This is a genomic window from Streptococcus suis (assembly GCF_002964045.1).
Lineage (GTDB): Bacteria > Bacillota > Bacilli > Lactobacillales > Streptococcaceae > Streptococcus > Streptococcus suis_U.
This window is the reverse complement of record NZ_POPB01000199.1, coordinates 1-12,905: the sequence shown is the minus strand read 5'-3', so window position 1 is coordinate 12,905 and position 12,905 is coordinate 1. Positions and strand designations below refer to the sequence as shown.

Below are 12,905 nucleotides of genomic sequence, written 5' to 3'. Positions count from 1 at the left end.
TCCGATTGAGTGTGATAATTCCTGTTAGAAGTTGATTGTTTTTTTATTCTAGTGTACAGGTAAATCCACGAATTCTCAACTGGGGGTCTTTACATATTGTCTAAATGACGATATTGAAAATAGCAGAGCAAAACAAAAATCCCCTTCTCTAGCAAGAAAAGGGATAGTATCTTAAAATTCCATCTTCTTGAAATACTTCAAGGTCAGATAGGCTAATACCGTCGAATAAACCAAAGTAACCAAAACAGATGTTCCTAATGTTGAAAACAGGCTTGCTCCTTCATACAAGGCATTAATATTACCAGTTGGAAAGAAGCTAGCCAAACCAAATACTGCTAAAATACTTGACCCAAGTGAGTAACCAAAGGCAACTGCCATAGTCGCTCCGACCCCTGAGTACAAGGAAACACAAGCAGCCAGTAAGACACAGACCAACATATCTAGCATACCGCCAAGGATACTTTGAGCAAACCCTGCATTTTCATCCGCCAGATGATCCCAGAAAGTCAAGGTCGCATAGTCCATATGACCAATACGTGTGTAGTAATAAACTGCCATCACCAATAGGAAGATTCCTGTATAAATAAGGATAATCGTCACCAGACTCAAGACCTTGGCCCAAAAGATATCCTGACGCTTGATATCCTTATAGAGAAACATGGTATGGCTATCCGCCTCACCCTTGAGGTTAGATAGAAAAGGGCAAGGATAGGTAGAGTAAAGTCATTTGAAGACTTAAATAAACTACCAGTCAAAACTACAAATGAATAAAGATAGCCGTCACTTGCACCAGGCACCATGAAGTTGGAACCTTTTGGTAAAAAGGTTGAAGCCAGAAAAAGAGTCGGAAAGAGGAAGGCAAAGGCTAGGAAAATCTTGGTTTCCTTCCTCTTCCAAACACTGGCAAAAACAGGTTTAAAAATTGCTAACATACTATTCACCTCGACTAAAAATTTCTTTCAAGTGGTTTTCTTTTACATGAAGCTTGCTGATCAAGTTTTGACTAGCTAGGTAGGCTAGGACAGCATTGAGTTCTCCACTGCTTGCCTGAGTGGAAATCTCTAGGACATCCCCATCCAGAGTAATCGCCTCTGTCAAATAGGCTGAGAGAGCTTCCTTATCTGCTCTGCTATCAACCTCTACCAAGACACTCGGAGCTGACTGCCCAGCAAACTCATCTGCCAACTGACCTTTTTCGATATAGACATAACGCTCACAGAGAGCCTCCAACTCACCAAGCTGGTGACTGGAAATCAGCATAGAGATATTGCGTTCCTGTGACCAAGATTTGAGAATATCGATCAACTGTTGGACACCGACAGGGTCCAAGCCCACAAAAGGCTCATCCAAGATAAGGAAGTCTGGCTCTGCTACCATCGCAATAGCCAAGGCCGTCCGCTGTTTCATACCAAATGAGAAGCCTTTTGGTTTACGGTTGCGAGCCTCCCACAAGTCTAAGAGCTTGAGAGTCTTTTCAATATTTGGAAACATCTCTGTTCTACCATGCAAGGTCAGGTAAAACTTCAAATTATCAATAACAGACATCTCTGGATAGAAAACAGGGTCAATCATAATCCCAAAATCCTTGAGCAAGTTATCTGCCGTATGAATATCCACACCATTATAGGTAATGGTTCCTGTTGTCGGCTTGAGGGATTTAGCCATTAATTTCATCAAGGTCGATTTCCCAGCACCGTTTTTACCGATCAGGCCGACGATTTCACCCTTTTTAATCTCCAAACTCACATCTTTTAATGAGTAAAAGTCATTTCCAGCAAATTGTTTTGATAGGTTCTTGATTGTAAGCATTGTTATTCTCTCTTTCTTAGGTATCTTTTAATATTCAATTTTTTCAAAATTCTTGCGTGCCGAATGATAAGCCAATCCAAAATATAGCAGGATCAAACCTAGACTAATAGCAAAGGCAAGTCCAAATGGAAACTGTCCAGCCAGTTTGGTCGCATAGGTCTGTGGGAAAGTATAGCGAAAACCATTTAAAAGTGGAGCGATTTGAGCAAAAAGGTTAAAAAGTACCCCAGTCAAGACAGCCATTATGGTTGTTCGCTTGATAGATACTGCCGCTACCAGACTAAGCAAAATCAGATTTAAACCAATCATCGTCAAAATATAGAGCAAACTATAAGCAGCTTGATGAGCAGGAAGCCAGTGAAAACCATATCGGGGAGCAATGGTAACGACATAGGTCAGACTAGCGATAAGGACTGTCCCTAAGAAATAAATCACATAGACAGCAAAGAGACTGAGTAACTTGGCGTGAAGAATACTGGATTTCTTGATATCCTTGTAAAGAAACAGGATTCCTGAACCAATCTCATCACGAAAGACCGACGATACGATAAAGCCCATGATTAAGGCAGGTAAGACCAATTGGAATTGCAACTCCAAAGCCGACACGATAAAGGAAAGCCAACTACTTGCCACATCTGTGTTGATTTGAGCTCCTATACCAGCCAAGCTAGATACTAGCAAGGGCAAAAAGGCAAAGGCTAAAAGAATATTCACATCACGTCTTTTAAAAACGGATTGAAATACTGAAGGAAACAGATTCATAATTTAACTCCTTAGGACTACTACTCAATGAAAATCAAAATCAGGCTAGCTCCAAAGGTTTGTGGAACCTTTGGAGGTTGGAAATAGAGCGAACATCGTTCGTGTCTATATGGCGCAGATAGAACTCTGTTACTTTTTATATTTTCAAGTAACAGGCTGAAAACCTCCACTGGAGCTTTTCAGTCATCAAATCAAGTCAACAACGCCTGATTTTGATTTTCGAAGAGTATTGATTTGTGTTACAAGAAGAGTATAAACCAAAAGAGCAATAAAAAATGACCACTCTAATGAATGGTCGTTTATTTGTCATGAACGGTAAATATTATGTTTTAACCGTATGTGGCACATGTAGTTCTTGACGGAATCGAAAAGCCTGACTAATCGTCACCAGTCTAATAGATGGATAGTGTGACAGGATTTTCTGCACATTGGCCAAACCAATGCCTCGTCCCGCTCCCTTGCTGGATTTCCCATAAGAAAAGATAGATTTTGTCTGAATCCGTTCTTCTGCTGTGCTATTTTCGATGATAAGAATTTTTTCACCTTGGTCTTCAAAATAGGCCACAAGCAGACTCTTCTCAGCTGATAAACTGGCTGACTCTATGGCATTGTCTAAAAAGATTGATAAGATGGTCACCATATCCAGCAATTCGATTCCTACTGGAGCGGTGCTGGCTTCTTCTATCTCAACGGTCAGCTGAATCCCCCGACTTTGAGCCTCCATCAGCTTAGCAGATAAAATACTTTTCATCGCAGTATTATCCAGATGAGCTAGATTTCCTATATCATAGGCATCTTGATAAAATTTCTGGTCTGTCCCTGCAAGAACCGTTTGGTAAATTGCCTTAATTTCTCTCACATCTTCCTGCTTGATAGCTTCATTGAGACTGACCAAGATATTGGTATAATCATGTCGAAAACTTCTAATGTCTTTATACAGGCTTTCCACATGCTGACTGTAGTCTTCTAAAGAAGATAATTGAGCATCTTTTGCTTCCTGCAATTCCTCAGTCAACAGCTCTTTTAGCTTGGTGTTGAGGAAAAAGAGACTACCGATAAAGTAAGCAAAATAAATCTTAATAAAATCTAGATAAACCTGACTGTCCCCTATGCCAATAGCTACCGAAAAGTCCATTTCGCCTACTGATTGCCCAAAAATGAGCAACGCATGCACCACAACAACATAGAAGAGCATAGAATAAATTAGGTTCTTGAGACTCTTTTTAAACTTAGGGTAAGCAAAAACCTTCTTCATGTGCTGAAAATCAATTCCCAGCAAACGGATAAAGGTCCGATAAAAAGGAATAAAGAGCAAAAGGACCACTACCACAAAGAGAATATCAAGCCATTCCAGACGTGTCTGCCATAGTTGAAAGGTTGTCCACTTAAGCTGGTAAATCCCAAAGGTTCGCTGAAATAAATCAACCAAGACAAAAGGTGCCAAACCGTAGAACAATGATTGAGACCAAGTCCAAGACCGTTGAAATATCAAAAGATAGACCAAGAAATACAAGGGTTCAAGGTAAGGAATACTGTCTGGAAAAAGGAGGAATAATCCCGAGAATAGACCTGAGAAAACAAACAATCGCCACCATTTCAAGCTCAGCTGACTCAACTGATTAAAAACTCCAAGCTTGATAAACCAGTCGATGAAGGACACTAGAAATACTAAACCAATAGCCATCATTTCCCAACCCTCTCTAGCAAACCTTTCAGTTTCATTCGAGAGACCAAGCAAGATTCCTCCTGTTCAAAATACACCATCCGCTCCACAGCATCCACACGAAGAATATTAGCAGGATTGACCACATAAGCCCGATGGCTCTGGTACAATCGTTCATCCGTTTTAGCAATATCCGACACCTTGCCATAAAACTCTGTATGACCTGACTTAGTTGTCAAGACGACCTTATGAGGCGTTGAAGAGGTTTCAAAATACAAAATATCTGAAAAAGGAACTTGAATCTGAGAAAACTCACTCTTGAAAACAAAAGCATCATCGCTCACAGTCTGACTAATATGACTATAAGCATGTTGGAGAACATCTGCCACCGCTTCCTTAAAGGCAGACTCATCCAACCCCTTATCAATAAAATCAAGAGCTGACACACGGTATTTATAGGTCAAAGGCATAAATTCCGAATGCGTCGTCACAAAAACAATCACAGCATGCGGATCGCACGCTCTTATCTCCCGTGCAATCTCCATCCCTTTCTTCTCCTCACCTCTAATCTCAATATCTAGGAAAAAGAGTTGATGATTTCCAGTCTCTGTCACAGCCTCTAATAACTGCTGAGGTTTACCAAACACTTCCAATGTCTTATAGGCAACGTCACTCGTTTTTACAGTTTCCTCAATCGCCTGCTCCAACCTAGCTTGTTGCATAAAATCATCTTCCAAGATAAAAATCCGTAACATCTCATCCCCCATTCATGACAAAATAAAGACTGTTCATGACAGCTCCACCCCATTTTCTCTAAAATCTCCTATACTAAGATATATCAAAGAAAGGAATGAAGCCTACATGATCTATATCCTAAAACCATTCTTCTATCCAAATACGATAGAAAGGATTTTAAACCAACTTGGGCGACCCTTCCAAGTCAAACACAAAGAAGATTTTCCCGTCGCCCATCAAATTAACTACTATTTTATCATAAATACCCCTCAAAACATATTCTGGGATGGAATGAAGGTAGCAAAAACCATTCGCCAGCGAGATGACACTGGACAGCTCATCTTGATTGATGAAGAGCCTGACTACCAAGTCTGCTTCCGTAGTCACCTCTCCTTCCTAGCTGTCCTAACACCACACCAAGCCCAAACAGAATTAAAGGAATATCTACAAAACAGCCCTCTCCACTGAGAAGGCTGTTCCTATTCTTCTGGTTTCATAATCTGCCCCCAAGAAGACAAATCATCTATAAATTTCTTGGATTTCAAGTGAATCCCCACATATTCCTCGTACAGCTGGTCAATAAAAAGCCGTAACTTCTGCTTCATCTCTGGCTTGATGGAAATGGTTTCCAGCTCATCAAAGGAAATAGCCTGAAATTGATCAAGTAGATAGGGAACATTGGGATCCAGATAAGCCCGTTGCTCATCTTGTTGATAATGCTGCGGACACAAGACACCGCTATACTTGTAGGAATAGTCAAAAGGCAAACCAACCCGATGACAAAAAACACACTCATGGAAATTCAGACTGACCCCAAAACGTCCCAAGAGCTGAATTTCAAAGATATTGGTCAAGACTTCATAATCCAAACCCGACTCCATCAAGTCCAAGGTCTTGACCAAAAAAGCAAAGAGAGCTGGATCATAAACCTTGTCCTGCAAGGCCGCATCTGCCAAGGCTAAGATGTAGGTAGCATAGCTAAGCTTGAAAATATCACCGTTAATATTCTTAAATGGCTGTACCTGATGAAAATCTTCGATATAAGACAGACCATCATCATTGATTTTAACGATAAAATCCGCATAGGTCAAAGGCTGGATAGAAGCTACCAGCTTGGACTTAGAGGCATGTTTCACGAAAAACATTCGCTTGCCAGCCTTCTCCGTAAAAATCTTGACCAGCTTATCATCTTCCCGAAAGTTGCGATTGTATAGGACTAAGCCTCTAGTTTCAATTCGTTCCATTTTCCTCAAGATATTCTTTCAAACGAGCCATGGCTGTTTGAATCTTCTCCATACTTGCTGCGTAGGAAATTCGCACATAGCCTTCACCATACTGACCGAAGGCTGCGCCCGGAATAAAGGCCACTGCTTTCTTTCTCGCAAAGTCTTGCAAGAAGCTAAAGGAATCTTGATTGTAACCCGCAGGGATTTTTGCAAAGATATAAAATGCTCCGTCAGGCTTGATAATTTTAAAGCCCAAGTCCGTCATCTTCTCGATGATGTAATCCCGACGTTTGATATACTCTGCCCGCATCGGAAGCGCATCATCCTTACCATTTTTCAAGGCTTCAACCGCACCATACTGCATAGCTGTAGACGCTGCAGTCACGAGATATTGGTGGCTCTTGATAATTTGAGCGATAATAGGAGCCTGGCTCATAATCAAGCCAATCCGCCAGCCTGTCATGGCATGGGACTTAGACAAGCCCTGAATTAAAATAGTCTGCTCTGGTAAAAACTCCGCAATCGAAGTGTGAGGCTGACCAGTGTAAGTCAACTCTGCATAGACCTCATCTGATAGGACAAAGACAGAATACTTACGCAAGACATCCGCAAAGGCCTGAATCTGCTCACGTGAGTAGGTCACTCCCGTTGGATTGGCAGGATAGTTGAGAATGACAGCTTTTAGCTTATCCCCTTGCTCAATAATCGCCTCTTCCAACATCTCAGGTGTCAACACAAAATCATTAGCTGTCGTATCGATTTCAACAACATCTGCTCCCACCATATTGACAATTGGTTCATAACCAGGATAGGCAGGGGCAGGTAGAAGTACCGTATCTCCAACTTCCAAAATAGCAACTAAACTCGCTGACAAAGCTTCTGTTGCACCAATCGTAGAGAGGATTTCATTTTCTGGATTGTAGTGCAAATTATATTTTTCAGCCACAAACTCAGCTGCCGCTTGGCGCAACTCCAACAGACCAGCCATACCAGTATAATAACTCTGGTTGGCATCGATAGCAGCCTTAGCCGCTTCTTTAACATGGTCAGGCGTTGTAAAATCAGGCTCTCCCAAGGTCAATTTCAAAATCCCTGGAACATCCGAAATAGACTGATCAAACTGACGAATCATCGAAACCTCGATGCGGTCTAAATTCTTATTAAAACGATTTAATAAATCCATTCTGCCACCTCAAAAACATATAAAACTATTATAATACATTTTGAAAATAAATGTAAAAAAGAAGAGTCATTTGACTCTCCTCATACCTATTTAACACGACTTGCCTCAAACAAAGGTGACAAGGGACGTTTTTCATGAATACGAATAATCGCTTCCGCTAATAATTCTGCCGTTGAAATATGTTCGATTTTATCGATTAAGCGATCTTCTGCAATTTCAATTGTATCAAGAACAACCAATTTCTTAATTGCTGACTTACTAATGTTATCCATAGCAGGCCCTGACAATACTGGGTGCGTACATGAAGCATAAACAGCTGTTGCCCCTGCATCTGCCAAAGCATCCGCAGCATGACAGATGGTACCCGCAGTATCAATCATATCATCGATCAAGATACAAGTTTTACCCTCAATATCACCAATAATATTCATTACTTCAGACGTATTCATCTTATCAACACTACGACGCTTATCAATAATCGCGATCGGTGTTTTTAAGAACTGAGCTAATTTACGAGCACGTGTTACACCACCATGGTCTGGCGATACAACCACATAGCCATCACCGACCATACCACGACGTTCGAAGTAATCAGCGATCAGTGGTGCACCCATTAAATGATCAACAGGAATATCAAAGAATCCTTGAATCTGTGCCGCATGTAAATCAATCGTCAACAGACGGTTTACACCAGCAATTTGTAACATATTGGCAACTAATTTTGAAGTGATTGGCTCACGAGCACGAGCTTTACGATCCTGACGTGCATAGCCATAGTAAGGCATTACAACGTTTACTGATTCAGCAGATGCACGTTTTAAAGCATCAACCATAATCAAAATTTCCATTAAATTGTCATTCACTGGAGAACTAGTAGACTGAAGAATGAATACATGTGTACCACGAATTGATTCTTCAATATTCACTTGAATCTCACCATCAGAGAATTGACGGACACTTGATTTCCCTAAGGGAATACCAATTTTTTTTGCAACCTTCTCAGCTAATTGTTGATTGGACGATAGTGCAAACAACTTTAAGTCGGTAAACGCCATGATAGCCTCCTAAATTTTTCTACATTAACTATTTTAACGCTTTTTGAATCAATTTTCAAACAAAAATGAAAGATTCGGTATCATTAAGATTTTAATATAAAAAATCCTTGGAAAAACCAAGGATAAAATATTATGGATAAATATAGTAAACCGCACCATCAGATGTTGTTGTAGGATTAAACCAACCACGGTGGTTACCAATATAACGACGACCCATATAGTTTGATTCAGAAACCTGAATGTTTGTAGAACTTTCGACTGCTGTTACCAAGGCAAGGTGACCATAAGCTCCACCTACCCAAACAGCAACAGCACCAACTTGTGGTGTTGTACCAACACTGAAACCTTCTGCACGAGCCGAAGCTACCCACTGTTTAGCATTTCCCCAATAAGGGCCAACCCATGAAACTTGAGACTTAACTCCCCAAGTACATTCACCAACAGGGTAAGAAGATGCACTGTATTGTGCATTACTTGTTGCAGATGATGAACTACTTGAAACTGTCGTTACTGGTGTGCTTTCAGCAACAGTTGCTTGAACAACAGGCTGTTCAACAGGCTGTGTTGTTGTAGTATTTTCTGATGTAACATTCTCTGAAGCCGTATTCGTATTTGAAACTTCTGACACAGGCGCAGTCGTTACTGGTGCTGTGACTGATGCAGCTTGTTGTTGTGCAAGAGCTGCCTGTTGAGCTGCATATTCTGCTTGACGTGCTGCTGCTTGACGTGCTGCCTCTTCGGCTGCAGCTTTCTGCTCTAACAATGAATTCTTTTCATCTTCAGCTGTTGCTTTCTCCGCAGCAAGATTTAATTGGGCTACTTGTAACTCAGCTTGACGAACTTGTAAAACTTGAGCATCATCATCTAACTTTTGACGATTAGCTGCCAAAATATTAATTGCTTCTTGATTAGCTTTCTGTTTCTCAACAATTGCTTCCTTATCAAGTTTTTGTTGTTCTAACATACGGTTATTTGCAGCCACAATTTCACGCATCGCATTCACACGCGAAACAGCATCCACGATTGATTTAGAATCTAAAATTGTATTAATATAACTTGAAGCGGATGCATCCGTTTGTGCACTCCTTGCTTGTTCTTTCAAAGCACCATCACGAGATACAATATCAGCAGATAGTCGTTCGATATCAGCAGATAGAGATTGAGACTCTGATTCTAAACGTGCATTTTCTTCTGTAAGTTTTGCCTGCTCTGCAACAATTTCGTCAACTTGTCCTTGAATTGCGTCTACCTGTTGTTGAGCTGCAGCTTGCTGAGCTGTAAGTTCATTAATTTGTTGATTCTTGGCTGCAATCTGACTATCTACATCATTCGCGTTAATTACAGTCATATATTGCACATTTGATAAAGCGACTGTACTTAACAACAATGTAGCTAAGATCTTCTTCTTCATAAACTAAACTAACTCCTCTATTCTTTCTGACTATACCATTTTATCAAAAAAATCACGTAAGTATATTACGTGATTATTACATTTCTATGTCTTGTTTGTAATTTCAAAAAAACTTTTAATCATTGGATACAAAATAATAAAAAGAAAGAAATTAAAAAGCATAGTTGGAAGTAACTTATTAAAAACAAAAATAAAAAAAGAAAGATTCGTCATGTGGAAAATTCTAGCAAAAAGAAAACTAATCAGCTCAAACTGAAATATTGAAATAATTAAGATAATTAAATCAACAAATAAATTTCTCTTAATTCCTTGAAAAAAGAAATACATACTGAAAATAACTATCGGAAAAATTGTAGTCCCTATTCCAATGAGACCAAAATAACTAACATCGTAAAAAAAACCAAGTAATGAAAAAAAGATTAGAGAAATACGCAATGAAACAAAATTAACGAAAAAAATTGCCAACATAAATAGTGTAAAACTCGAAAAAGCAAATAGTCCAATCGACCAATTTGTTACTAACGTTGAAATTTGACCATCTAATATAAATGAAAAGAACAATAGTAGAAGCATTAAAAACGTAACTAATTTTTTATTCATTAGACTGCCTCACAACCAGAACTGAATAAATATTTGAAAAACTAGCTGATGGTTCAATAAAAACTTCTTTATTCATATTTTTGCTATCTGTTACAACAGAAGATACCTTTCCAATTTGAATATTGGCAGGAGTAGCCCCAGCTAAATCACTTGTAACTACATTACTACCGGTAGAAATTTCATCATTAGAACTCAATTGATTAATCACAAAACTATTAGAATCAGAATCATAACCTGAAAGTATTCCATAAATTTCACCAGAATCAGTTAAAATCTTAACAGCTATCTTTCTGAATTCATCGGAACTAGTTATTAATCTAACATCAGATGAATTAGAACTTACATCTTTAACAGTGCCAATAAGTCCTCCATTTGCAACTACCAAATCATCAACTTCAATCCCACTGGACATACCAATATTAATCGACAAATTGGAAGACCAAGAAGAAGGATTTCTAACAAGTACAGAACCTGGAACGAAATCATTTGTTGGAAATGAGGAAGTAAAATCTAAGTTATTCCTTAAATTTAAATTTTCAGACTTTAAAGTAGAATTCTCAAATGACAGACTTTCCAAATCACGAACTAATTTACGTAGTTCTTTATTCTCTTCATAAGTTAACAAAAGATCTGAAATTATTGACTTTTGTTCAGACAAAAAACGAGTCGGAATAGAAAACATAGACTGAAAAGGGGAAATAAAAAAATTTACACCTTCTTTTAAAAAAGACAAATTACCAGCTTGAGATAATGTCACAAATAAAAGAGAAAATGAAATGAATAAAAAAGTAGAAAAAACAATAATTAACTTAGAAAGCTTATTCATAAAAAACCTCGAAATACAACAAAACGAGAATATCAATTGATAATCTCGTTTATCTACGGAGAATAAGGGATTCGAACCCTTGCGCCAGTTACCCGACCTAACGATTTAGCAAACCGTCCTCTTCAGCCTCTTGAGTAATTCTCCATTCATATTAAATGGGCACGAGTGGAATCGAACCACCGACCTCACGCTTATCAGGCGTGCGCTCTAACCATCTGAGCTACGCGCCCAAGAAATTCTTGGGACTGAAATGGCGCGAGACGGAATCGAACCGCCGACACATGGAGCTTCAATCCATTGCTCTACCAACTGAGCTACCGAGCCAAAAATAAATTAACTAAAGAAAAAAATAAAACAATAAGGAGGATGTGGGATTCGAACCCACGCACGCTTTTACACGCCTGACGGTTTTCAAGACCGTTCCCTTCAGCCGGACTTGGGTAATCCTCCAATTATGGACCTTGTAGGACTTGAACCTACGACCGCTCGGTTATGAGCCGAGAGCTCTAACCAGCTGAGCTAAAGGTCCAGCAAACAAGAGAAATAGCGGCGAAGGGGATCGAACCCCCGACCTCCCGGGTATGAACCGGACGCTCTAGCCAGCTGAGCTACACCGCCAAAATATTAAAATCGGGAAGACAGGATTCGAACCTGCGACACCTTGGTCCCAAACCAAGTACTCTACCAAGCTGAGCTACTTCCCGCTATTATTAAAAATAAAGCTCCCCTAATGTCTTCATTAAGCGAGTCATGCACCCTAGAGGATTCGAACCTCTAACCGCCTGATTCGTAGTCAGGTACTCTATCCAGTTGAGCTAAGGGTGCTTCTATAAAGTCCATGCCGAGGACCGGAATCGAACCGGTACGATGTTGCCATCGCAGGATTTTAAGTCCTGTGCGTCTGCCAGTTCCGCCACCCCGGCCTCTCAAAGCGAACGACGGGATTCGAACCCGCGACCCCCACCTTGGCAAGGTGGTGTTCTACCACTGAACTACGTTCGCAATCTCTTGCTAATGCCGGCTACATGACTTGAACACGCGACCCTCTGATTACAAATCAGATGCTCTACCAACTGAGCTAAGCCGGCCTATTTATATACTTCTTATGCGGGTTAAGGGACTTGAACCCCCACGCCCGAAAGCGCCAGATCCTAAATCTGGTGCGTCTGCCAATTCCGCCAAACCCGCATATGACTCGTGCTGGGCTCGAACCAGCGACCCATTGATTAAAAGTCAATTGCTCTACCAACTGAGCTAACGAGTCTTTTTAATCATAGAATTAACTATTATGTAGAAAGACTACGTCTTTCCTTATCTATGTTACTTGAAACATCACACTGTGATGTTTCAACGGTCCCGACGGGAATCGAACCCGCGATCTTCGCCGTGACAGGGCGACGTGATAACCGCTACACTACGGGACCTATGGGAGTTAACGGGATCGAACCGCTGACCCTCTGCTTGTAAGGCAGATGCTCTCCCAGCTGAGCTAAACTCCCAAATGGAGATCTCTCTCCAACTTGCTAAGCGACTACCGTATCTAACAGGGGGCAACCCCCAACTACTTCAGGCGTTCTAGGGCTTAACTGCTGTGTTCGGCATGGGTACAGGTGTATCTCCTAGGCTATCGTCACT

At 40.3% G+C, this 12,905-nt stretch carries 12 protein-coding genes, 15 tRNA genes and 1 rRNA gene; 1 reads left to right on the top strand and 27 read right to left on the bottom strand.

The annotated features are described in order from the left end of the window. Window positions 1-171: 171 nt before the first annotated feature. The 5 genes from C1E99_RS15160 to C1E99_RS01685 form a co-directional block, all read right to left on the bottom strand. Window positions 172-660, bottom strand: coding sequence for a hypothetical protein (locus C1E99_RS15160; RefSeq protein ID WP_238146180.1), 489 nt, complete (start codon window positions 658-660; stop codon window positions 172-174). A gap of 273 nt (window positions 661-933) precedes the next feature. Further along, the gene (locus tag C1E99_RS01700; RefSeq protein ID WP_024405030.1) at window positions 934-1,809 is read right to left on the bottom strand and encodes an ABC transporter ATP-binding protein; all 876 of its coding nucleotides are present in this window, start codon (window positions 1,807-1,809) and stop codon (window positions 934-936) included. Window positions 1,810-1,836: 27 nt separating this feature from the next. Further along, window positions 1,837-2,571: a hypothetical protein gene (locus tag C1E99_RS01695; RefSeq protein ID WP_105107498.1), complete on the bottom strand. Its 735-nt coding sequence runs from the start codon at window positions 2,569-2,571 to the stop codon at window positions 1,837-1,839. Between the two features lie 322 nt (window positions 2,572-2,893). Then, window positions 2,894-4,258: a sensor histidine kinase gene (locus C1E99_RS01690; protein ID WP_105206409.1), complete on the bottom strand. Its 1,365-nt coding sequence runs from the start codon at window positions 4,256-4,258 to the stop codon at window positions 2,894-2,896. Further along, window positions 4,255-4,989 (bottom strand): response regulator transcription factor, encoded by a 735-nt coding sequence (locus tag C1E99_RS01685; RefSeq protein ID WP_105107496.1) that lies wholly within the window; start codon window positions 4,987-4,989, stop codon window positions 4,255-4,257. Before C1E99_RS01685 ends, C1E99_RS01690 begins: the two co-directional genes overlap by 4 nt. A 271-nt stretch (window positions 4,990-5,260) precedes the next feature. Between C1E99_RS01685 and C1E99_RS14625 the strand changes: the two genes are divergently transcribed. Next, the gene (locus C1E99_RS14625; RefSeq protein ID WP_161951125.1) at window positions 5,261-5,437 is read left to right on the top strand and encodes a hypothetical protein; all 177 of its coding nucleotides are present in this window, start codon (window positions 5,261-5,263) and stop codon (window positions 5,435-5,437) included. 11 nt (window positions 5,438-5,448) lie between these two features. Here the strand turns inward: C1E99_RS14625 and recO are convergent, their stop codons facing one another. The 22 genes from recO to rrf all read right to left on the bottom strand — a co-directional run. Beyond that, entirely contained in the window at window positions 5,449-6,213 is a 765-nt protein-coding gene (gene recO / locus C1E99_RS01675; RefSeq protein WP_105206407.1) for a DNA repair protein RecO, read from the bottom strand. Continuing rightward, entirely contained in the window at window positions 6,200-7,378 is a 1,179-nt protein-coding gene (locus C1E99_RS01670; protein ID WP_105206406.1) for a pyridoxal phosphate-dependent aminotransferase, read from the bottom strand. The genes recO and C1E99_RS01670 overlap by 14 nt, the downstream gene beginning before the upstream one ends. Window positions 7,379-7,464: 86 nt before the next feature. Beyond that, a complete protein-coding gene (locus C1E99_RS01665) occupies window positions 7,465-8,433 on the bottom strand; it encodes a ribose-phosphate diphosphokinase (protein WP_105108066.1) in 969 nt (322 codons plus the stop codon). A 130-nt stretch (window positions 8,434-8,563) separates the two neighbouring features. Then, window positions 8,564-9,844 carry a peptidoglycan hydrolase PcsB gene (pcsB, locus tag C1E99_RS01660; protein WP_105206405.1) on the bottom strand — a complete coding sequence of 427 codons (1,281 nt, stop codon included), beginning with the start codon at window positions 9,842-9,844 and terminating at the stop codon, window positions 8,564-8,566. 84 nt (window positions 9,845-9,928) lie between these two features. After that, window positions 9,929-10,444 carry a rod shape-determining protein MreD gene (gene mreD / locus C1E99_RS01655; RefSeq protein ID WP_105108068.1) on the bottom strand — a complete coding sequence of 172 codons (516 nt, stop codon included), beginning with the start codon at window positions 10,442-10,444 and terminating at the stop codon, window positions 9,929-9,931. Then, the gene (gene mreC / locus C1E99_RS01650; protein ID WP_105206404.1) at window positions 10,437-11,270 is read right to left on the bottom strand and encodes a rod shape-determining protein MreC; all 834 of its coding nucleotides are present in this window, start codon (window positions 11,268-11,270) and stop codon (window positions 10,437-10,439) included. The genes mreD and mreC overlap by 8 nt, the downstream gene beginning before the upstream one ends. Before the next feature lie 56 nt (window positions 11,271-11,326). Then, window positions 11,327-11,414 (bottom strand) — tRNA-Ser (locus tag C1E99_RS01645). A 12-nt stretch (window positions 11,415-11,426) separates the two neighbouring features. Then, window positions 11,427-11,500 (bottom strand) — tRNA-Ile (locus C1E99_RS01640). Window positions 11,501-11,521: 21 nt separating this feature from the next. Next, window positions 11,522-11,594: transfer RNA gene (locus tag C1E99_RS01635), tRNA-Phe, on the bottom strand. A gap of 36 nt (window positions 11,595-11,630) precedes the next feature. After that, window positions 11,631-11,720, bottom strand: a tRNA-Ser gene (locus C1E99_RS01630). A gap of 5 nt (window positions 11,721-11,725) precedes the next feature. After that, window positions 11,726-11,799: transfer RNA gene (locus C1E99_RS01625), tRNA-Ile, on the bottom strand. 15 nt (window positions 11,800-11,814) lie between these two features. Next, window positions 11,815-11,888: transfer RNA gene (locus C1E99_RS01620), tRNA-Met, on the bottom strand. A gap of 12 nt (window positions 11,889-11,900) precedes the next feature. Beyond that, a tRNA-Pro gene (locus tag C1E99_RS01615) sits at window positions 11,901-11,974 on the bottom strand. 47 nt (window positions 11,975-12,021) lie between these two features. Beyond that, window positions 12,022-12,095, bottom strand: a tRNA-Arg gene (locus C1E99_RS01610). Window positions 12,096-12,109: 14 nt separating this feature from the next. Next, a tRNA-Leu gene (locus tag C1E99_RS01605) sits at window positions 12,110-12,193 on the bottom strand. Between the two features lie 7 nt (window positions 12,194-12,200). Beyond that, window positions 12,201-12,272, bottom strand: a tRNA-Gly gene (locus tag C1E99_RS01600). Between the two features lie 13 nt (window positions 12,273-12,285). Then, window positions 12,286-12,358: transfer RNA gene (locus C1E99_RS01595), tRNA-Thr, on the bottom strand. Window positions 12,359-12,376: 18 nt separating this feature from the next. Beyond that, window positions 12,377-12,458 (bottom strand) — tRNA-Leu (locus C1E99_RS01590). Between the two features lie 3 nt (window positions 12,459-12,461). Beyond that, window positions 12,462-12,534 (bottom strand) — tRNA-Lys (locus C1E99_RS01585). A gap of 87 nt (window positions 12,535-12,621) precedes the next feature. After that, window positions 12,622-12,694, bottom strand: a tRNA-Asp gene (locus C1E99_RS01580). A 2-nt stretch (window positions 12,695-12,696) separates the two neighbouring features. Beyond that, window positions 12,697-12,769, bottom strand: a tRNA-Val gene (locus C1E99_RS01575). A 23-nt stretch (window positions 12,770-12,792) separates the two neighbouring features. After that, a 5S ribosomal RNA gene (rrf, locus tag C1E99_RS01570) occupies window positions 12,793-12,905 on the bottom strand; the annotation flags it as partial.

Coding starts and splice junctions, on each gene's coding strand:
- C1E99_RS15160 (WP_238146180.1), bottom strand. CDS start 660: ATGTTTCTCTATAAGGATATCAAGCGTCAGGATATCTTTTGGGCCAAG.
- C1E99_RS01700 (WP_024405030.1), bottom strand. CDS start 1,809: ATGCTTACAATCAAGAACCTATCAAAACAATTTGCTGGAAATGACTTT.
- C1E99_RS01695 (WP_105107498.1), bottom strand. CDS start 2,571: ATGAATCTGTTTCCTTCAGTATTTCAATCCGTTTTTAAAAGACGTGAT.
- C1E99_RS01690 (WP_105206409.1), bottom strand. CDS start 4,258: ATGATGGCTATTGGTTTAGTATTTCTAGTGTCCTTCATCGACTGGTTT.
- C1E99_RS01685 (WP_105107496.1), bottom strand. CDS start 4,989: ATGTTACGGATTTTTATCTTGGAAGATGATTTTATGCAACAAGCTAGG.
- C1E99_RS14625 (WP_161951125.1), top strand. CDS start 5,261: ATGAAGGTAGCAAAAACCATTCGCCAGCGAGATGACACTGGACAGCTC.
- recO (WP_105206407.1), bottom strand. CDS start 6,213: ATGGAACGAATTGAAACTAGAGGCTTAGTCCTATACAATCGCAACTTT.
- C1E99_RS01670 (WP_105206406.1), bottom strand. CDS start 7,378: ATGGATTTATTAAATCGTTTTAATAAGAATTTAGACCGCATCGAGGTT.
- C1E99_RS01665 (WP_105108066.1), bottom strand. CDS start 8,433: ATGGCGTTTACCGACTTAAAGTTGTTTGCACTATCGTCCAATCAACAA.
- pcsB (WP_105206405.1), bottom strand. CDS start 9,844: ATGAAGAAGAAGATCTTAGCTACATTGTTGTTAAGTACAGTCGCTTTA.
- mreD (WP_105108068.1), bottom strand. CDS start 10,444: ATGAATAAAAAATTAGTTACGTTTTTAATGCTTCTACTATTGTTCTTT.
- mreC (WP_105206404.1), bottom strand. CDS start 11,270: ATGAATAAGCTTTCTAAGTTAATTATTGTTTTTTCTACTTTTTTATTC.